Annotated in this window: 15 protein-coding genes, 1 tRNA gene and 1 pseudogene; 4 read left to right on the top strand and 13 right to left on the bottom strand. The window is 70.3% G+C overall.

The window, feature by feature from the left end; genetic code table 11:
- Positions 1 to 441 precede the first annotated feature (441 nt).
- Positions 442 to 518, bottom strand: a tRNA-Met gene (locus tag ABTZ89_RS18940).
- A 153-nt stretch (positions 519 to 671) separates the two neighbouring features.
- Positions 672 to 3,566: a UPF0182 family protein gene (locus ABTZ89_RS18935; protein WP_270950283.1), complete on the bottom strand. Its 2,895-nt coding sequence runs from the start codon at positions 3,564 to 3,566 to the stop codon at positions 672 to 674.
- A gap of 205 nt (positions 3,567 to 3,771) precedes the next feature.
- On the opposite strand from ABTZ89_RS18935, the gene ABTZ89_RS18930 reads away from it, so the two are divergent.
- Entirely contained in the window at positions 3,772 to 4,299 is a 528-nt protein-coding gene (locus ABTZ89_RS18930; protein ID WP_270950251.1) for a PPA1309 family protein, read from the top strand.
- A gap of 108 nt (positions 4,300 to 4,407) precedes the next feature.
- On the opposite strand, the gene ABTZ89_RS18925 is transcribed toward ABTZ89_RS18930, so the two are convergent.
- Positions 4,408 to 5,433 (bottom strand): YlbL family protein, encoded by a 1,026-nt coding sequence (locus tag ABTZ89_RS18925; protein WP_270950252.1) that lies wholly within the window; start codon positions 5,431 to 5,433, stop codon positions 4,408 to 4,410.
- A 105-nt stretch (positions 5,434 to 5,538) separates the two neighbouring features.
- Here ABTZ89_RS18925 and ABTZ89_RS18920 point away from each other — a divergent pair, with 105 nt between their 5' ends.
- The gene (locus ABTZ89_RS18920) at positions 5,539 to 6,981 is read left to right on the top strand and encodes a zinc-dependent metalloprotease (RefSeq protein WP_351046317.1); all 1,443 of its coding nucleotides are present in this window, start codon (positions 5,539 to 5,541) and stop codon (positions 6,979 to 6,981) included.
- A gap of 97 nt (positions 6,982 to 7,078) precedes the next feature.
- Here ABTZ89_RS18920 and ABTZ89_RS18915 read toward each other — a convergent pair whose 3' ends face one another.
- Positions 7,079 to 7,621 carry a M48 metallopeptidase family protein gene (locus ABTZ89_RS18915; protein WP_270950254.1) on the bottom strand — a complete coding sequence of 181 codons (543 nt, stop codon included), beginning with the start codon at positions 7,619 to 7,621 and terminating at the stop codon, positions 7,079 to 7,081.
- A gap of 226 nt (positions 7,622 to 7,847) precedes the next feature.
- On the opposite strand from ABTZ89_RS18915, the gene ABTZ89_RS18910 reads away from it, so the two are divergent.
- The gene (locus ABTZ89_RS18910) at positions 7,848 to 7,997 is read left to right on the top strand and encodes a DUF5679 domain-containing protein (protein WP_010693945.1); all 150 of its coding nucleotides are present in this window, start codon (positions 7,848 to 7,850) and stop codon (positions 7,995 to 7,997) included.
- Between the two features lie 387 nt (positions 7,998 to 8,384).
- Positions 8,385 to 9,695 (top strand): ABC1 kinase family protein, encoded by a 1,311-nt coding sequence (locus tag ABTZ89_RS18905; protein WP_351046313.1) that lies wholly within the window; start codon positions 8,385 to 8,387, stop codon positions 9,693 to 9,695.
- A gap of 9 nt (positions 9,696 to 9,704) precedes the next feature.
- Here the strand turns inward: ABTZ89_RS18905 and ABTZ89_RS18900 are convergent, their stop codons facing one another.
- The 9 genes and pseudogenes from ABTZ89_RS18900 to ABTZ89_RS18860 form a co-directional block, all read right to left on the bottom strand.
- The gene (locus tag ABTZ89_RS18900) at positions 9,705 to 10,574 is read right to left on the bottom strand and encodes a methyltransferase (protein WP_351046322.1); all 870 of its coding nucleotides are present in this window, start codon (positions 10,572 to 10,574) and stop codon (positions 9,705 to 9,707) included.
- Positions 10,575 to 10,706: 132 nt separating this feature from the next.
- Positions 10,707 to 10,862: a hypothetical protein gene (locus ABTZ89_RS18895; protein ID WP_270950256.1), complete on the bottom strand. Its 156-nt coding sequence runs from the start codon at positions 10,860 to 10,862 to the stop codon at positions 10,707 to 10,709.
- A gap of 56 nt (positions 10,863 to 10,918) precedes the next feature.
- Entirely contained in the window at positions 10,919 to 11,296 is a 378-nt protein-coding gene (locus ABTZ89_RS18890; RefSeq protein WP_270950257.1) for a WhiB family transcriptional regulator, read from the bottom strand.
- Between the two features lie 477 nt (positions 11,297 to 11,773).
- Positions 11,774 to 13,861: an ATP-dependent DNA helicase UvrD2 gene (locus tag ABTZ89_RS18885; RefSeq protein WP_270950258.1), complete on the bottom strand. Its 2,088-nt coding sequence runs from the start codon at positions 13,859 to 13,861 to the stop codon at positions 11,774 to 11,776.
- Between the two features lie 200 nt (positions 13,862 to 14,061).
- On the bottom strand, positions 14,062 to 14,988 hold the full coding sequence (gene nudC / locus ABTZ89_RS18880; RefSeq protein WP_270950259.1) for an NAD(+) diphosphatase: 927 nt from the start codon (positions 14,986 to 14,988) through the stop codon (positions 14,062 to 14,064).
- Positions 14,989 to 15,013: 25 nt separating this feature from the next.
- A complete protein-coding gene (locus ABTZ89_RS18875; RefSeq protein WP_351046307.1) occupies positions 15,014 to 16,381 on the bottom strand; it encodes a M16 family metallopeptidase in 1,368 nt (455 codons plus the stop codon).
- Positions 16,378 to 17,697, bottom strand: a complete 1,320-nt coding sequence (locus ABTZ89_RS18870; protein WP_351046304.1) for a M16 family metallopeptidase — start codon at positions 17,695 to 17,697, stop codon at positions 16,378 to 16,380. The genes ABTZ89_RS18875 and ABTZ89_RS18870 overlap by 4 nt, the downstream gene beginning before the upstream one ends.
- A 78-nt stretch (positions 17,698 to 17,775) precedes the next feature.
- A complete protein-coding gene (locus tag ABTZ89_RS18865; protein WP_270950262.1) occupies positions 17,776 to 18,594 on the bottom strand; it encodes an ESX secretion-associated protein EspG in 819 nt (272 codons plus the stop codon).
- Positions 18,595 to 18,671: 77 nt separating this feature from the next.
- A pseudogene (locus ABTZ89_RS18860) lies at positions 18,672 to 18,904 on the bottom strand (PPE domain-containing protein); the annotation flags it as partial.

The following is an 18,904-nucleotide window of genomic DNA, read 5'->3' as shown; positions in this document are numbered from 1 at the left end:
GGATTCGAACCTGCGACCTCTGGGTTATGAGCCCAGCGAGCTACCGAACTGCTCCACCCCGCGCCAGCAACCTTTCCGGCTGCGCTCTTCTGTTGTGCCGCTAACTTTACACACCCCCAAAACCCCACCGACAAGGGGGTCCCCAAAACCCAAAAAACCCATCCCCACCAGCAAAAACACCCCACCGAAAGGTCTATCCAACCCCGGAAGGCCGCAGAACCCCGAGAACAGAGATTTCGCCGCGCTCCCCGGCGCAGGACCACCACCGACGGCAAAGCCAAAAAGCTGGTCTCCACCCAGGCCGGGAACGCACCCCCAGGCGAGGAGCCGACGAAAAGCGACCACCGCACCGTGGGGGTTTACGGGGGCTCGGCCCCCGCATGGAAATGAAGTCCAACGGGAAAAGGGCCCCGACATCGTCGGGGCCCTTGACCATTCGAATGGTAGCGGGGACAGGATTCGAACCTGCGACCTCTGGGTTATGAGCCCAGCGAGCTACCGAACTGCTCCACCCCGCGTCGTGTGTCCTTAACCTTACGGACTGCGGAAGCCTAGTGCAAATCCGGGGGCCTGAAAAGTGACGCACGGCATTCTGCACCCGATCGGACGTCTCGGAAACGCCGAGGGGCGAGGACCGCCGCGGTCCTCGCCCCTCACTGCGAATCGGCTGGTCAGCCGCCGCTGCCCTGCGACTTCTCGAAGCGCTTGATGGCGTCGTCGAGCTGCTGGTAGGCCGAGCCCAGGTCACCGAAGTTGCCGGACTGCTGCGCCTTCCGGACGTGCTCCAGGGCGGCCCGGATGTCGCTGACGGACTTGTCCAGCTCCGGGTTGCCGCCCGGCGTCTGCCCCGGCGGCGGGGTCTGCCCCGGTGCCGGCGGCTGCTGGTGCTCGCCGGTCTGGGTGCCCTGCCCGGCGCCGGAGCCGAACACCTGGTCCAGCGCGCCCTGCAGGGTCTCGGAGAAGCCGACCTTGCCGCCGAAGGACACCAGCACCCGGGCCAGCTGCGGGTAGGACTCCTGCTCGTTGCGCTGGATGTAGATCGGCTCGATGTAGAGCAGACCGCCCGCCACCGGCAGCGTCAGCAGGTTGCCGAAGATCGCGTTGACGTTCGGGTTGTTGAACAGGGTGCGGTTCTCGGTGACCTCCGGAGTCGACTCCATCTGGTTCTGCACCTGGTTCGGACCCGGCGTGAGGGTGTTGGTCGGCAATCTCAGCACCCTGAGCTTGCCGTAGTCCTGCGGATCCGAGGAGGCCGAAACCCACGCCGACATGTTCTGCCGCTTCAGCGCGGTGAGCGCACTGGTCAGCTGGAAGGTCGGGTCCTTCTGGTCACCGATCTGCGCCAGCACGTAGTAGGGCGGCTGCTGCCCTTCGGCGCTGGCCGTGTTGCCGCGAGCGGTCGGGTCGGACGGCACCTCCCAGAAGGTCTGGGTGGAGAAGAAGTCGCCCGGGTTGTCGACGTGGTACTCGGTGAGCAGCTTGCGCTGCACCTTGAAGATGTCCTCCGGGTACCGGAAGTGGTCGCGCAGCTCGGGGCTGATCTCGCTGGACGGCTTGACCACGCCCGGGAACACGCCCTCCCAGGCCTTGAGCACCGGGTCCTTGTCGTCCACCGAGTAGAGCTCGACGTTGCCGTCGTAGGCGTCGACGGTCGCCTTGACCGAGTTGCGGATGTAGTTGATCTGCTGGTTCGGCTGCCGCTCGACGCCGGTGAGGGTGTCGTTGGTGGCCTCGCCCAGCTCGGTCAGCTGCGAGTACGGGTAGTTGTTCAGCGTGGTGTAGCCGTCGACGATCCACTTGATGCGGCCGTCGACCACCGCCGGGTACGGGTCGCCGTCGAGCTTCAGCCAGGGCGCGACCTTCTGCACGCGGTCTCGCGGGTTGCGCTCGTACATGATCTTCGAGTCGCTGCCGATCACACCGCTGAACAGGAAGTTCCGCTCGCCGTAGTAGGCGGCGAAGACCATCCGCTGGAACAGGTTGCCGACCGGGACACCGCCGAGGCCGGTGTAGGTGTACTGCTGCTGGTCGGTGTCGTACTCGCGCGGCGCCTCGCCCGGGTTGCCGCCGACGATCACGTAGTCGTTGCGGCCCACCAGCTCGCCGTAGTAGACGCGCGGCTGCTTGACCGGGATGGCGCCCTTGCCGTCGTTGGCCACGTCGCTGATCTGGAAGACCGGGTAGCCGCCCTGGGTGGCGCCTTCGCGGAAGGTCGAGTCGACCCGGTCGGCCGGCGCGGCGACGAAACCGTTGCCGTGCGTGTAGACGGTGTGCCGGTTGATCCAGTTCTGCTGGTTGACCGCCAGGCCGTCGGTGTTGAGCTCGCGCAGCGCCACCAGGTAGTCGCGGAGCTTGCCGTCGCCGTCGCGGTAGCGGTCGACGTCCAGCTTGTCGGTGAAGCCGTAGAAGTTGTACTGCTGGGTCAGCTGGGTGAACGTCGGGGCCAGCACGTTCGGGTCCAGCAGCCGGATGTTCGGGATGGTGCCCTTGTCCGCGGCGACCTCGTTGGGCTGCAGCTGGGTGCGGCCCGGGTAGTCGGTGATGTCGACCTTGTCCGGGCCGATGCCGAACGCCGACTTCGTCGCCGCCAGGTTGCGCTCGATCGACTCGGCCTCGCGCTGGTTGGCGTTCGGCCGCACCGAGAACTGCTCGAGCAGGGCCGGCCACACCGCGCCGACCACCACGCTGGACAGCACCAGCAGCACCGCGGCCAGCGCCGGGATCTGCAGGTTCTTCAGGAAGATCACCGCGAAGAACGCCAGGGCGCAGAACACCGCGATGCACATCAGGATCAGCTTGGCGGGCATCACCGCGTTCAGGTCGGTGTAGCTGGCACCGGTGAACAGCGAGTTGCGCTGGGACAGCAGCAGGTCGTAGCGGTCCAGGAAGTAGCTGACCGCCTTGAGCAGCACGAACAGCCCGGCCAGCACCGCGAGCTGGACGCGCGCGGGCATGGACAGCTGCCCGGAGCGACCAGCCAGCCGGATGCCGCCGAAGATGTAGTGGGTGATCAGCGCACCGATGAACGACACGGTGACCGCGATGAACGCCCACGACAGCAGCAGCCGCCAGAACGGCAGCTGGAACGTGTAGAAGCTGATGTCGTTGCCGAACTCCGGGTCGGTCTGCCCGAACGGCACGCTGTGCAGCCACAGCTGCAGGGTCTGCCAGTCGGCCTGCGCGGCCAGCCCGCCGATCACGCCGATCACGATCGGGATGCCCAGGCCGAACAGCCGGGACCGCTCGGTGACCACCGTGCGGTACCGCGCCAGCGGGTCGTCCGGGCCGCTGATCGGCACGAACACCGGCCGGTTGCGGTAGGCCAACCACAGGTTCAGGCCCAGCACCACGCCGAGGAAGACCGCGGCGCCCACTCCGAGCCCGGCACGGGAGAACAGCTGGGTGGTGAAGACCCCCCGATAGCCGACCTCCCCGTACCAGAGCCAGTCCACGTAGGTGCCCAGCAGACGCGATCCGGCGATCAGGGCGACCAGCACGATGCCGCCCAGGATCAGCAGTATCCGACTTCGCCGGGACAGTTTCGGCATTCCGACCGGGGGCCGCATGGCCACAGCGCACGCTCCTGGTGACGATCAGCGGGCAGGTGGGGGCGGTGCCGGTGCCAACCACCACCGACCGCCCTCGTGATGTTCAACTCTACGGCCCCGGTGTGAAGTTCCTGGAAGGGGCTTCGCGAATTGGATTAATCCGACATCTCGCCGCGCCGGGGTGCGCCGTTCGGGCCGCCGCGGCGGTGCGACCATGAACGACATGTCGCAGACCCCCGAACACGACCTGACCGCGGCGCTGCCGACGGCCACCCGCGAGGTCGAGGAGTTCGTCGCCGCCGCCGGGTGGGACCAGCCCACCCAGGTGTTCGCCCTGGTGTCCACGCAGAGCCTGCTGGCCGCCGAACCGGGGCTGGCCGACCAGCTCGACCCGGCATCGCCGCTCACCCCGATCGCCCAGGAGTCCCTGCCCGCCGAGGACCTCGCCGAAGCGCTGGGCCACATCGAGTGGCCGGAGCAGGTCGCCGGGTGCGCGCTGGTGCAGGAGATCGTGGTGCTGCCGCCGGAGGCGGAGGCCGGGCTCCCGAGCGACGCGGCGGAGGCGAGCAAGGTCGCCGCCGAGCACCCGGAGCGCCGCGAGGCGCGACTGGTCGCGTCGGTGCTGCGCAACGGTGCCGAGTTCTGCGTGATGCGCCTGCGCGTCGAGGACGGCGAGGAGAGCGAGCTCCTCGCGGACACCTCGCTGGCGCCGAACCTGCTCGCCGCGCTGCACGCGACCTTCGCGGAGTGATCTCGCACCCCTGAAGTGCGGAGAAGCCCCCTGGGAACGACTCGCTCCCAGGGGGCTTCTCTGATCTTGGTCTTCGGTTGAACAAGCCTGAAAACAGGCTTCGCGAGGTCAGCAGCTGGTCGGGACCTTGCCCTCGCGGATGGCGTCGAGCGCCTTGGTGGCGTCCTGGAGGGTGGCCACCCGGGCCAGCTGGAGGCCGTCCGGAGCCTGCGCCTTCGCCTCCGCGCAGTTGCCGTCCGGCACCAGGAAGGTCGTCGCCCCGGCTTCCCGGGCCTTGATCATCTTGAACGGGATTCCGCCGATCGGGTTCACCTGGCCGTCCGGGGTGATCTCCCCGGTGCCCGCCACGAACTGGCCGCCGTTGAGCTCGCCCGGCGTGAGCTTGTCGATGATCGCCAGCGTGAACATCAGGCCCGCCGAGGGCCCGCCCACGTCCGCCAGGCTGATCTTGATGTCGAAGTTGACGTCCGGGCGCTCGATCGCCGCCACCCCGAGGAAGCCCTGGTCGTGCCCCTCCGGACCCTGCGCGAGCTGCACGCTGGCGACCTGCTCCGGCTGGTCGTCGTGGCGGAACCGGATCTCCACCCGGTCACCGGCCTTGGTGCCGTTCAGGGCCGACCGCAGCGCCTGCGGGTCGGTCACCGGTCGGCCGTTGGCCTCCAGCAGGCGGTCCCCCGGCGCCAGCACGCCGTCCGCCGGGCTGCCCTTGACGATCTGCCCGGCCAGCACCTTCTTCGGGTAGCCGAGGTAGCTCAGGGCCGCCGTCTCCGCGGTGGTCTGCGAGTCGTTGAACGCCTCGGTGTTCTCCTGCTCGATCTGCTGCTCGCTCTTGTCCGGCGGGAAGTACAGATCGCGCGGCGCCAGCGCGTAGCGCCCGCTGGCCCACAGGCCGAGCGCGCCGAACACCGACAGCTGGTCGGTCACCGACACCGTGGTCATGTTCAGGTGACCGCCGGTCGGGAAGGTCTGCTGACCATCGATGCTGATGACGGGCGTGTCGCCGTCGAGTCCGAGGGTGTCGTACGTCGGTCCCGGACCGAGCGCCACGTACGGCACCCGGACGAACGCACCGAGCAAGCCGAAGGCGACAACCAGCACGACGCTCATCAGCAGCGTCCAGGTACGGCGGTTCACGAGGCGACAGCGTACGTGTTCGCTGTTGGCGATGTGTGCGGTGTTCGCGCACATCGAGCGCCGGACGGCTTCTACCTGGCGGCTCAGGCCGCGTACCGTGGATGTATGACCAACTTGCCGTTCGGGTTCGGCTCGCAGGACCCAGACGACCCCGACAAGGGCGACTCGTCGAAAGGCCGCTCTGAGGGTGGCGCCGGAAACTTCGGGGACACTCCCTTCGGTTTCGCCGGCATGCCCGGTCCGGGCGGCATGCCCAACTTCGACATGAGCCAGCTCGGCCAGATGCTGACCCAGCTCGGCCAGGCGCTCAGCTCCGGCAGCGCCGGCCCCGGCGGGTCCGGCGGCGGGCCGGTGAACTACGACCTCGCCAAGCAGCTCGCGGTGCAGCAGCTGCACAACAACCAGCGCACCGAACGCCCCAGCCAGGAGCAGGTCAAGGCGATCGACGACGCGGTGCGGCTCGCCGAGCTCTGGCTCGACGCCGCCACCTCGCTGCCCGCCGGCGTGCGCTCGGTGCAGACCTGGTCGTCCGTGGACTGGGTGGAGAAGACGCTGCCCACCTGGCAGCGGCTGTGCGACCCGGTGGCCCAGCGGATGTCCAGCGCCTGGCTGGAGGCGCTGCCGGAGGAGGCCAAGCAGGCCGCCGGCCCGCTGCTGTCCATGCTCGGCCAGATGGGCGGCATGACCTTCGGCTCGCAGCTCGGCAACGGCCTGGCCCAGCTCGGCAGCGAGGTGCTGACCTCCACCGACGTCGGCCTGCCGCTCGGCCCGACCGGCACCGCCGCGCTGCTGCCCGCCAACATCCAGGCCTTCGTGGAGGGCATGGACCGGCCGGTCAGCGAGGCGACGGTGTTCCTGGCCGCCCGCGAAGCCGCGCACCACCGCCTGTTCAGCCACGTGCCGTGGTTGGCGCAGCGACTGCTCGCCACCGTCGAGGAGTACGCGCGCGGCATCAGCATCGACACCTCGGCGCTGGAAGACCTGGCCGGGAAGATCGATCCGTCCAACCCGAGCTCGATGCAGGAGCTGATGGGCTCCGGGATGCTCGAGCCCAAGACCACCCCGGAGCAGGAGGCCGCGCTGAAGCGGCTGGAGACGCTGCTCGCGCTGGTCGAGGGCTGGGTCGACGTGGTCGTCTCCGATGCCGTCGGCGAACGGCTGCCGGGTGCCGACGCGCTGGGCGAGATGGTGCGGCGCCGCCGGGCGACCGGTGGTCCCGCCGAGCAGACCTTCGCCACGCTGATCGGCCTGGAGCTGCGCCCGCGCCGGATGCGGGACGCGGCGAACCTGTGGCGGCTGATGACCGAGCGGCACGGCGCCGAGAGCCGGGACCGGATCTGGGACCACCCGGACCTGCTGCCGGACAGCTCGGACCTGGACGAGCCGCTCGACTTCGCCGACCGCTGGGGCAGCACCCCCGCCGACCTGGACGACCCGATCGCCGCGATCCGCCGCGCCGAGGCCGAAGAGGCCGCGAAGTCCGGCGAGAACGACACCGGCGAAGACGGCACGGGCGAGGACCGGCCGAAGCGCGACGACCAGTCCTGACCTGCTGACCGACGGGCTGAGCGACACCCCCTCGGGGACGTTCCTCAGCCCGTCGTGCTGTTCAGGGACTCGCAGGACGAGTTCGAGGACAGATTCCTCACCGGGTCCCGTCGCCGTCCGCTTCGATGTCGAGGTGCGCGGCCGCGGAGAGCCCTTCCAGGTAGCCGATGGCCCGCTCGGTCTTCGGGTAGCGGCGAACCCACTTCCAGAAGTCCGGGCCGTGACCGGGCACCAGCAGGTGCGCCAGCTCGTGGACGAGCACGTAATCGAGCACCCAACCGGGTACATCTCGGAGGCGTCGACTCACCCGGATGGTGGCCTCGCTCGGGGTGCAGGAGGCCCAGCGGGTGCGCATCGGCGCCACCCACCGCACACCGTTCGGTTCGGCCCGGCCGTCCAGGTACTTCTCGGACAGCTCGTGGCAGCGCTCGACGAGCGCCTCGTCGGACTCGCGCGCAGGCGAGCGGCGACGCGTTTCGCTTCGCTGGAGACGGCTGAGCATGTCCGCCACCCAGCGCTTTTCTTCCGCACGGGTCATCCGCGCCGGAAGCAGCACCACGATCTTGTCACCGTCGCGATAGGCGCTCACCGTTTGGCGGCGGCGCTTGCTGCGGCGCACCTCGACCTCGGGTTCAGCCACGAAAATGGACCCTAGCGAGTAAGGCCGACAATCGGATCCTCCGGTGAGCCGCACCACATCGCCTACGCACCGTTACCCCTCGAGGGATTACCCGATTAAGTCGAACATGCGATGCTCTTAATGCATGCATGTCGTATAGCCCACATGTACCGTTCCCCCAGCCGCCCGGAGGAGGGCGCAGCCGATCCAGCCAGCGAGCTGGGTCACGACATTAAGGAGGGGAGCCGTGGCCGAGACCTACAACGGCTACTGCGTCAAGTGCCGCGAGAAGCGCGACTTCTCCGGCGAGGTCTCCGAGACCAACGGTCGCCGGATGGCCAAGGGCACCTGCCCGGTCTGCGGCACCAAGATGACCCGCATCCTCGGCAAGGCGTGACCCGGGCCCGGGTGGGCCGCCGCAGGCCCACCCGCCTGTCCGACGACCCGCCGGACGCCGCAGCGGTCGCCCACCGCTGCGCCGGGGACGCATGCGCCCTCTCCCGCCCGCAATGGTTCGCACCAGGCGAAATGCGCAAACCGCGCTCGAGCGGTTCGCACCCGCGATTCCGGCTGACTTCACCCGGAAAGACGCCTCGCACCGTTCTCCGCAGATCGGCGGAGCAATCGAATCCACCTGGCGTCGCAAAGTCCGCGCCAACCTGGCCATCGCGCCCCAAGGCGCGCCCGGAAACCTCTAGCATGTGACTGGGTTCCCCGATTTCGAACGCGTCTTCGGACGCCTCCGGGATCGGGAGGGTTTTCCTGCGCGCACCAAGGAGAATTCGTGGCCGACATCCCGCGCCGGGCAGCGCACCGCACCGCCAAGCTCGCCAGCCTGCCGCTGGGTGTCGCCGGTCGACTGGCGGCCGGCTGGGGCAAGCGGCTCACCGGCCAGGACGCCGCCCAGATCAACGCCGAGGTGTCGGCCAAGACCGCGGAGCAGCTGTTCTCCGTGCTCGGCCAGCTCAAGGGCGGCGCGATGAAGTTCGGCCAAGCGCTGAGCGTCTTCGAAGCAGCCGTTCCCGACGAGATGGCCGGCCCGTACCGCGAGGCGCTCACCAAGCTGCAGGCCGCCGCTCCGCCCATGGAGGCCGGCAGCGTGCACCGGGTGCTGACCGAGCAGCTCGGCAGCGGCTGGCGCAAGCGGTTCAGCGAGTTCGACGACACCCCCGCCGCCGCGGCCAGCATCGGCCAGGTCCACCGGGCGGTCTGGCACGACGGCCGCGAGGTCGCGGTGAAGGTCCAGTACCTGGGCGCGGACGAGGCGCTGCGCTCCGATCTGCGCCAGCTGACGCGGTTCTCCCGGCTGTTCCAGTCGCTGGCGCCCGGCGCGGAGGTCAAGCCCCTGCTGACCGAGCTGCAGGACCGGATGGTCGAGGAGCTGGACTACCGCACCGAGGCCGACAACCAGCGGGCCTTCGCCAAGGTGTTCAAGGACGACGAGCGCGTCCGGGTGCCCGCGGTGGTGGCGAGCGCCCCCAAGGTGGTCGTCACGGAGTGGGTGACCGGCACCCCGTACTCGCGGATCATCGCCGACGGCGACCGCGAGCAGCGCGACACCGCCGGTCAGCTGCTCGCCGAGTTCCACTACTCCGCGCCTTCGCGGGTCGGACTGCTGCACGCCGATCCGCATCCCGGCAACTTCATGCTGCTGCCGGACGGCCGGCTCTGCGTGATCGACTTCGGCGCGGTGTCCCGGCTGCCCGACGGCCTGCCCACCACCTTCGGCCGGATGGTCCGCCTGGCCCTGGAGGACAAGCCCGCCGAGCTGCTCGACCTGCTGCGCGCCGAGCGGTTCGTGCAGCCCGACCGCGAGCTGCGGGGCGAGGACGTGCTGGCCTACCTGGCCCCGTTCGTCGACCCCGTCCGCACCTCGACGTTCCGCTTCACCCGGCGTTGGCTGCAGCGGCAGGCCGAGCGGGTCGGTGATCTGCGCAGCCCCGACTTCCGCACCGGCCGCTCGCTGAACCTGCCCCCGGACTACCTGCTCATCCACCGCGTGACGCTGGGCGCGACCGGGATCCTGTGCCAGCTCGACGCGGAGGTCGGGGCCCGCGACATCATCGCCCGGTGGCAGCCCGGCTTCACCGACTGACCGCTGCCGTCACCGGGTTCCGACGTGGACCGTGTTGGCGGTCAGGTAGTAGACGTCGTCGCGGTTCGCGGCGCAGTGCTCGCCGCTCTCGTCCACCAGCTGGTCGAGCGCTTCGAGATCCGCCGGGGCCAGTCCGTCCTCCGCGTGTCTGCGCAGCAGTTGCAGCCGGCGGAGCACCGCGCTGCGGCCGACCTCGTCCAGCGGAGCCGGCCGGTCCACCAGGTAGCTCCACGAGCGCACGTCGGACAGCCCGGCCTGGCTCAACGCCTTGCCCCAGCCCACCGGCAGCCGAGCCGAACCGTCCATCTCGGCGCGCATTTGCTGGAACGACTGGTCGCGCGCAGCGATCAGCCTCGCCTCGAGCCCGGGCTCGCCCAGTCCGACGTCGTCGGGCAGCACCCTGGTCTGCAGCCCGAACTCGATGATCGCCAGCCGGCCGCCCGGACGCACCAGCTCAGCGAGCCGCCGCAGCCCGGCCAGCTGGTCCGGCAGGTGGTGCACGACGAACGCGGCGAACACCAGATCGGCCTGGGCAGGCGCTCCGGCCTGCACCACCGCCTCGGCCAGCCCGTCCTCGGCGGCGTCGGCCCGGACCGCGTGCACGGTCACCCGGTCCGACACCGCCCCGGCCCGCTCCCCGGCCGCCGCGAGCAGTTCCGGCGCGGTGTCCACCACCGTCACATCGCCACCGGATTCCGCCAGCGCCGCGGCGAACGCGGCCGCGGTGCCGCCGGCCCCGGCGCCGATCTCCAGCACGGTGCGGTCCCCCGGCCGCACCAGCTTGCCGACCACCTCCGCGATCTCAGGCGCGTTCAGCTCGTCGGCCGCCCGCAAGCGCTCCAGGTGCGCGTCCCAGTCGATGTTGTCGTGCGAATGCATACCCACGAACGACAACCCTACGACGCACGTTTTCCGCTTTGCAGTTCTCAAGGTGCACGGTTTCCGGTCGCTGTCGCCCAGAATGCGACGGCGACCGGAAACCCGTTGTGCCTCAACGTGGTTCGGCGACGATCAGAAACATCGCTGCGCGGAATCGGCCCGCCGGTGCGCGTAGGCGGCCAGCCACCGCCACCAGCGCCCGGCGGACATGTTCCGTGCAAGGCGTTGTCGATGCGCTTCCTCGCGCAGTTCGATCATCCGCAACCGGGTCATCTCTTCAGGTGCCATTGCTCATTCCTCGTTCGTCGAAGTGCCGGAGCACGGGGTCGTTGATCGGATCGGCGTTACGCCGCCTGCTCCTGGCGGCGGTTCGGGACTGCGGCCGGCCGGTCGGCGGGCAGCGGGTGCTTGCGCGGGCGGCCGCGCGGGCGCTTGCGGGCGACCACCGCACCGCGCTCGAAGATCTCGCCGCCCCAGACGCCCCAGGGCTCGCCGCGGGACACCGCACCGGCAAGGCACTGCGCCCGGATCGGGCAGTCGGCGCACCGCGCCTTGGCCTGGTCCAGTTCCCGTGGGTTCTCGGCGAACCACAGGTCCGGGTCCTGTCGGCAGGGCAGCTCGTCGTCCAGGCCAGGTGCGCTGTTGAGCAGCCCGGCGACGCTGTCAGCAGCTGGCTGCAAGTCCGTGCCCGAGTTCGATATCGGCACACTCGCGGTCAACATGCGACTTCCTCCTGTAGTCGATCGGAAGCAGGTCGTGGTTGTGGATGTGGAAATGTCGGCAACACAAGAAGGCCGCGGACCCAAACGCTGGTCCGCGGCCTTCGAGAAGCCTGAGAGGCGCCCCTAGATCAGTGGATCAGGGATTCGCCGACGAACGGACCTACGCGGGGCCACCGCGCTCACCGGGAGCGCGCGGAACCAACGCGGCTGGAACTTTCGGCCATAACCGCCGTGAGAATCAGCTGGGAACGGCGCAAAAGTGATACGGAACAGCGCGATGGCCCCGGCCATCAGGTGGCAGGGGGTGCTGTTGATCAGATTCGTGAACACCAGAGCCACCTCCCATCCAGGGCTTCAGATCGCGGTCCGGTCGACCGCAACTCGCGCTCCTGCAGGTTATTGGCAGGGCGGCACCGGTCGCAACGTATTTTTCAAAGATTCCGCCCGATGGCCTGAAAAACGCCACCACCAGGCGTTTTACCTCGCGCCGGGACGGTCGCCCGCGACCAGCGCGAGGACGTCGGTGCCGAACTTCTGCACCTTCGACGCCCCGATCCCGGAGATGCTCACCAGCGCGCTCTCGTCGACCGGGCGCTGCTCGGCGATCGCGGTCAGCGTGGCATCGGTGAACACCACGTAGGCGGGCACCTTCAACTGCCGGGCCCGCTCGCTGCGCCACGCCTTCAGCTGGGACAGCAGGTCTTCGTCCACATCGGACGGGCAGTCCGCGCAGCGCCCCAGCTTGATGTCCATCGTGCCGGCCAGCGTGGCGTTGCAGATCCGGCAACGCGGTTTGACCGGCTTGGCCAGCTTCGGCAGCTGCTCGCGCTGCTTGACCCGGCCCGGCAGCGCGGCCGGGTGCTCGTCCGGGACCAGGCTGTACAGGAACCGGCTGCGGCGCCGGTAGCGCCGACCGCCGGCGCGCGCCAGCGCCCACGACAAGCACAGGTGCTCGCGGGCCCGGGTCACCCCGACGTAGAGCAGCCTGCGCTCCTCCTCGACCGCCGCATCGGTGTCGGCGTGCTGGATCGGCAGCGTCCCCTCGACCAGACCGGCGAGGAACACCGCGTCCCACTCCAAGCCCTTCGCCGCGTGCAGCGAGGCCAGCGTGACGCCCTCGACCGTCGGCGGGTGCTGCGACTCGGCGCGCGCGTCCAGCTCCGCGACGTAGCGGGCCAGGTCCGCGTCGGGCACCGTCGCCGCGAGCTCCTCGGAGAGCTCCACGAGCGCTATCAACGACTCCCAGCGCTCACGGGCAGCGCCACCGGCCGGCGGCTCGTCGGTCAGTCCGACCTCGAGCAGCACGTCGCGGACGGTTGCGGGCAGGTCTTGCGCGCCTTCGTCGCGGGCGACGGCAGCCCGCAACGTGACCATCGCCTGCCGCACCTCGGCACGCGCGAAGAAGCGCTCACCGCCGCGGACCTGGTACGGGATCTCGGCGTCGGACAGCGCCTTCTCGTAGACCTCCGACTGCGCGTTGACCCGGAACAGCACCGCGATCTCCGACAGCGCCACCCCGCGCTTGGCCAGCTGAGCGATCTTGCGCGCGATCGCCTCCGCCTCCTCGGTCTCGTCGTCGTACTCGGCGAAGTCCGGGCGCGGCCCGTCCGGGCGCTGGCCGATCAGCTTCAGCCGGGTGCCCGCCGGGCGCTCCCGGGCCGCACCGATGACCTGGTTGGCCAGCGACACCACCTGCGGCGTGCTGCGGTAGTCCCGCTCCAGGCGGACCACGGTGGCCTCCGGGAACCGGCGCGGGAACGCGATCAGCCACTTCGGCGAAGCGCCCGCGAACGAGTAGATCGTCTGGTTCGCGTCGCCGACCACCGTGAGGTCGTCGCGGTTGCCGAGCCAGGCGTCGAGCACGCGCTGCTGCAGCGGGTTGACGTCCTGGTACTCGTCCACCACGAACGAGCGGTAGCGGCTGCGGAACTCCTCGGCGATGTCGGAGCGGTCCTCCAGGATCGCCGCGATGTGCAGCAGCAGGTCGTCGAAGTCGAGGACCTGCGCGCGGTTCTTGAGCTGCTCGTAGGCCGCGAAGGCCTTGCTCAGCTGCTCGGGCAGCACCGGGACGTCGCGCCCGGCGGCGGCAGCGGCGGCCGGGTACTGCTCCGGGCCGATCAGCGAGGACTTGGCCCACTCGATCTCGCTGGCCAGGTCCCGGACGTCCTCCTTCTCGGTGGACAGCCCGATCTTGTTCGCGGCCTGCATCATCAGCCGGAACTTGTTGTCCGTCAGCTGCCACATGTGCGTTTCGTGCACCCGCGGCCAGAAGTAGCGCAGCTGCCGGAACGCCGCGGCGTGGAAGGTCTGGGCCTGCACCCCCGCCGCGTCCAGGCCGCGCAGCCGGGTGCGCATCTCCCCCGCCGCACGAGCGGTGAAGGTCACCGCGAGCACCTGCTGCGGCGCGACGAGCCCGCGCTGCACGAGGTAGGCGATGCGGTGGGTGATGGTCCGGGTCTTGCCGGTGCCCGCACCGGCGAGGACGCACACGGGCCCGCGTGGTGCGATGACCGCCTGCCGCTGCTCCGGATCGAGACCTTCCAGGAGTCGCGGTTGTTCGGCCATGCCCGGCATCTTCGCAGACCTGCTCGCCCGATCGGGGCCACACCCCGAAGACCGAACCGCGTGTCGAGAACCGCCACCGAGTGGTTCACCCGCGCAATCGAGCGGTGATCATGCCGGTGAACTGGGGAAATGCATTCGGCGTCGATGGGTTCGCCGGCGTGATCCGGGGCCGGTCGGAGCGGGTCCGACCGGCCCCGCGATCAGCTCTGCCAGGTGGCCCAGCCGCGGATCATGCGGTGGGCGATGGAGACGCTGGGCGGCAGGCGGAGTCCGTCGACCGCGCCTCCCTCGGACTGCAGCGCCGCCAGCACCGTGTCCCGGTGCATCCAGCGGGCGTCCTCGATCTCGCCGTCGGCCGGGACCAGCGGCGCCGACGGGTCGGCGATCGCGGCGAAGCCGAGCATCAGCGACCGCGGGAACGGCCACGGCTGGCTGCCCAGGTAGCGGACCTCGTCGACGGCCACCCCGACTTCCTCGGCGATCTCGCGCGCGACGCACGCCTCCAGCGACTCGCCGACCTCGACGAACCCGGCCAGCACCGAGTACCGCTCGGCCGGCCAGCTCGGCTGGCGGGCCAGCAGCACGCGGTCCTCGCCGTCGTGCACCAGGCAGATCACCGCGGGATCGGTCCGCGGGTACTCCTCGCGGTCGCACCCCGTGCACCGGCGCGCCCAGCCAGCGCTCACGCGCGTCGTGGCCGCGCCGCACACCGCGCAGTAGCGCGCGTTGTCGTGCCAGCCGAGCAGCCCGACCGCGGTGGTGAACAGACCCGCGTCGGTGTCGTTGAGCAGCGCACCGCCGGTGCGCAGATCGCGCCAGCCGTCCTGCGCGCCGTCGTGATCGCTGCGCAGCGCCCAGTAGCTGACCTCGCCCTCGACCCCGAGCAGCACCGCGCCGGGGGCGGGGCGTTCGCCGAAGTCACCTGCCGGGTGGGCCACCAGCCGCGAACCCGCGTCGATCTGGGTGCGGCCCTTGGCGTCGACCAGCACCACCTTGCCGGTCGCCCACAGCTCGGCGCCGCCGTCGGCGACGTCCCGCAGCTGCTCCCGCCGGTCCACTGTGGACCTGGACAGCAGCGGTGCGGAATCCAGCTGGAAACCCGTTCCCGCGAACACGTTGGAGGTCATTCGCCCGCCTCACCGGATAACTCGATCACGGCAGCACCACACCGCCGAGCAGCCTCAACTGGTCCGCCAGCTTGTCCGCGTCGCCGACGACAACACCGGTGAACGAGGTCGGCGCGAACCACTTCGCCGCCTCCGCCACCTGCTCGACGGTCACCCCGCGCAGCCGCTCCGGGTGCTCGACCAGCCAGTCCTTCGTCAACCCGGCCACCGCCAGCGCGAGCAGCGTGGAGGCCATCCCGGACTGCGACGCCGTGGAGGTGAGCAGACCGCCGATGGCGTACTGCCGGGCCGACTCGACCTCGGACTCGGTCGGCGGCACCAGCGACAACCGCGCCAGCTCGTAGCGGGTTTCCAGCAGCGCAGCCGCGGTCACCTCGCTGGCCGTGTCGGCGTCCACCAGGAGCGTGCCGTTGCCGGGGGTGAACTCGAACGAGGAGTGCGCGCCGTAGGTGTAGCCCTTGTCCTCGCGGATGTTCTCCACCAGCCGCGACGAGAAGTACCCGCCGAAGGTCAGGTTCGCGATCTGCAGCGCCGGGTACTGCGGGTCGGTGCGCGGCAGCGCCTGCGCCGAGAACCGCAGCTGCGACTGCACCGCACCGGGCCGGTGCACCAGCTTCACGTCACCGCCCTGCACGACCGGCAGCGACGGCAGCTCGTGAGCGCTGTGCTCGGACTGCCAGGCGCCCAGGATCCGCTCGACGGAGGCCACGGCCTGCTCGGGGTCGATGTCACCGACGAGCACCAGCACCGAGCCGCGCGGCAGGACCGCCGCCGGGTGCAGCGCGCGGACCTCGTCCGCGGTGACCGCGGCGACGTCCTCGGCCTCCGGCACCTCGCGGACGAACGGGTGGTCGCCGTAGCGCTGGCGCTGCAGCTCCTCCCGCGCGATCACCCGCGGCTGCGAGCGCGCGACGGCGATCCGCTCGACCAGCCGGGCGCGTTCCCCGGTGATCTCCTCCTCGCGGTAGGCCGCGCTGGTCAGCGCGTCGGCGAGCACGTCGAGCAGCGTGTCCAGACCGGTGGCCAGGGCGTTGCCGTGGAGGCTGAGCCGCTCCGGGTCGACGACCGCGTTCAGGTCGCCGCCGACCGCGGCCAGATCGGTGTCCATCTGCACGCGGCTGCGGCGCTCGGTGCCGGTCAGCAGCGTCTCGGCCAGCACCTCGGCGCGCGCCGCGTGCTTCGGGTCCTCACCGGCGAACGGGATCCGCAGGCGCACCTCGACCATCGGCACCACGCCGTGTCGGGCGGCGATCACGCGCAGCCCGTTGCCCAGCACGGTGTCCACGGTGGCCGGCGGCTGACCGGTGCGGGGTTCGCCGAGCGGCGGCAGCGGCCGCGGACCCAGCTCGGTGCGGCCGATCTCCTCGGCGCTGCGGTGCGTTGCGCGGGTCATGCCGCACCTCCGTTCTCATCACCAGCGGGTTCGATCTCCAGCACGGCGCGGGCGTCGGAGCGCAGCGCCTTCGCCGCCGCCGCGACGTCCTCGGCGGTGACCTCGCCGATCCGCTTCGGCAGCTCGGAGATCAGCTCGGCCCGGCCGTGCAGCAGCTCGGCGCTGCCCAGGTCGAGGGTCCGGGAGATCACCCGGTCGTGCCCCCGGTGCAGGTCGGCGGCCCAGCGGGCGGTGACGCGGGCGAGCTCGTCGCGGCTCGGACCGTCGGTGGCCAGCTTCTCGAGCTCGTCGTCGATCGCGCCGACCACCCGGTCCAGCCCGACCTCCGGGGTGTGGATCGCGGTGATGGTGAAGGTGTCCGGGTCGCGGGCGTCCAGCGGGGCGCCCATCAGACCGCAACCGGCGTGCACGTCGACCACCAGCGAGTCCTGGTGCAGCATGCGCTGCTGCAGGCGCGAGGCGTCGCCGTCGGTCAGGATCGCGGCCAGCACCACGTCGGCCAGGTAGGCGTCCAGCTCGCCGACCGGGTCGGGCAGCCGGTAGCCCAGGGCGACCGCGGGCAGCGGCGCGTGCGGGTCCGCGTGCTTGCCGCGCAGCTCACCGGCCGGGAACGGCTCGCCGAACGACGGCCGCTGCGGGACATCGCGGGCCGGGACGTCGCCGAAGTGCTTGTCGACCAGCTCGACGGTGCGCTCGACGTCGATGTCACCGGCGATGGTGAGCACCGCGTTGCCGGGAGCGTAGAAGGTGTCGAAGAAGGCGGCGCAGTCGTCGACGGTCGCCTGCTCGAGGTCGGTGAAGTCGCCGTAGCCGTTGTGCGCGTTGGCGAAGGTCGAGTACAGCACCGGGGGCAGCAGGATCCACGGGAACCCGCCGTAGGGGCGGTTGAGGACGTTGAGCCGGATCTCCTCCTTGACCACGTCCACCTGGTTGCGCAGGTTCTCCTCGGTGATCTTCGGCGCCCGCATCCGGTCCGCCTCGAGGAACAGCGCCCGCTCCAGCGCCGCCGACGGCAGCACCTGGTAGTAGTCGGTGTAGTCCTGGTGCGTCGAACCGTTGAAGGTGCCACCGGAGCCCTGCACGTGGCGGAAGTGCGCGAGCTTCTCCAAGCTCTCGCTGCCCTGGAACATCAGGTGCTCGAAGAGGTGCGCGAAGCCGGTGCGCCCTTCCGGCTCGGAACGGAAGCCCACGTCGTAGTGCACGCTGACACCGACCACAGGAGCCCGCCCTGACGCTTGGCCCGCTGCCGAGTCCGGTGCCAGCACCACGCGCAGCCCGTTGGGCAACGTAACGCGATGCAGCTGGGGTTCGACCATGCCATGCAGCCTACGTGCGACGCCCGCAGCTGCGCGTGCCCCCTTCACCACGCTTCGAAACCGCGAAGCACCGCAGCGTCACCGCACCTGAGCGATCAACCGCTCGATCTCGGCCCCGATCGCCCGCGCATCGGCCGGGGTGAGCATGTAGATCTGCTCGCCGGTGTTGCCGCGCACGTTGTGGTCGAGGTAACGACCGTCGGGTTCGACGTTGTCGAACCACTTGACGACCGACGAGCGCTTCGTGCGCCCGTACTGGTCGCGGAGGTTGGCCGCGAGCTGGCCGAACCGGAGGTGCTGGGTCTTGCCGATCTGCTGGTACAGCTCGTACTCGCGGTCGCCGCTGCTGCCGCGCTCCCGCGTCGCGGTCTGCATGAAGCTGCCCTGCTCGTCCTCGTCCGGCTGGGCCGGGCGGAACGAGCTGGCAGGCACCCGCGCCGGGCCGCGATTGCCCGGCGGAGCAGGCGGCAAGGTCGGCAGCAGCACCTGCGGCAGCGGAGCGTTCTCGTGCACCTCGACGGTCAGCATTCCGCCGTAGGCGGGGTCTTCGCTCGGGGTCTGCACGCCGAGCACCACCCGGTTGCCCTCGGTCACCGCCGCGACCGTCCGCCAGCAGTGGTCTTCGCCGGCTTGCGGGAACCAGATCGAATCCACCCACAGGTAGGGGTGGGCGAGCAGCTTCAGCGCCTCGACGAGGTTCGGCTGGACCTCGTCGTTGACGAGGATCCCGGCAGCGACCATGCGCTCCGTCTCCGCCTGGGCGATCCGGCCGAGGTGCTCCGTGGTGTATCCGAAGGAGCGGGAGTTGAGCGGCAGCGTCAGCCCGTCGATCTCCAAGTACTTGAGAACGACGTCAAGATGAACCGGCAGCATCTGCCAGCGCCCCAACACGCTCACCGTTTGGTTCCTCCCCAATCACCGCGGTCCGGTGGTGATTCTGTCGAACCACCACCGGACCACGTCCTGAAGTGCTGTTACTCGCCCAGAACCGGAGGCGCGGTCTTGGGCATGTCGTTCATCCAGACGTCGTCCTGCTCTTCGAGCCACGACGGACGCTCGTGCTCGTCGTCTTCGCCGCCCTTGCCGCCGCCTCGGCCGGCGCCCATGCCACCGGCACCCATGCCGCCGCGACCGCCGGCTGCGCCTCGAGCCCCAGCGCCAGCAGCACCGGCGCCACCACCAGCACCAGCACCGAGCCCGCCAGCAC

This window comes from Saccharopolyspora sp. NPDC002686 (assembly GCF_040295745.1).
GTDB classification, from domain to species: Bacteria; Actinomycetota; Actinomycetes; order Mycobacteriales; family Pseudonocardiaceae; genus Saccharopolyspora; species Saccharopolyspora oryzae.
This window is presented reverse-complemented; position numbering and strand designations above follow the sequence as displayed.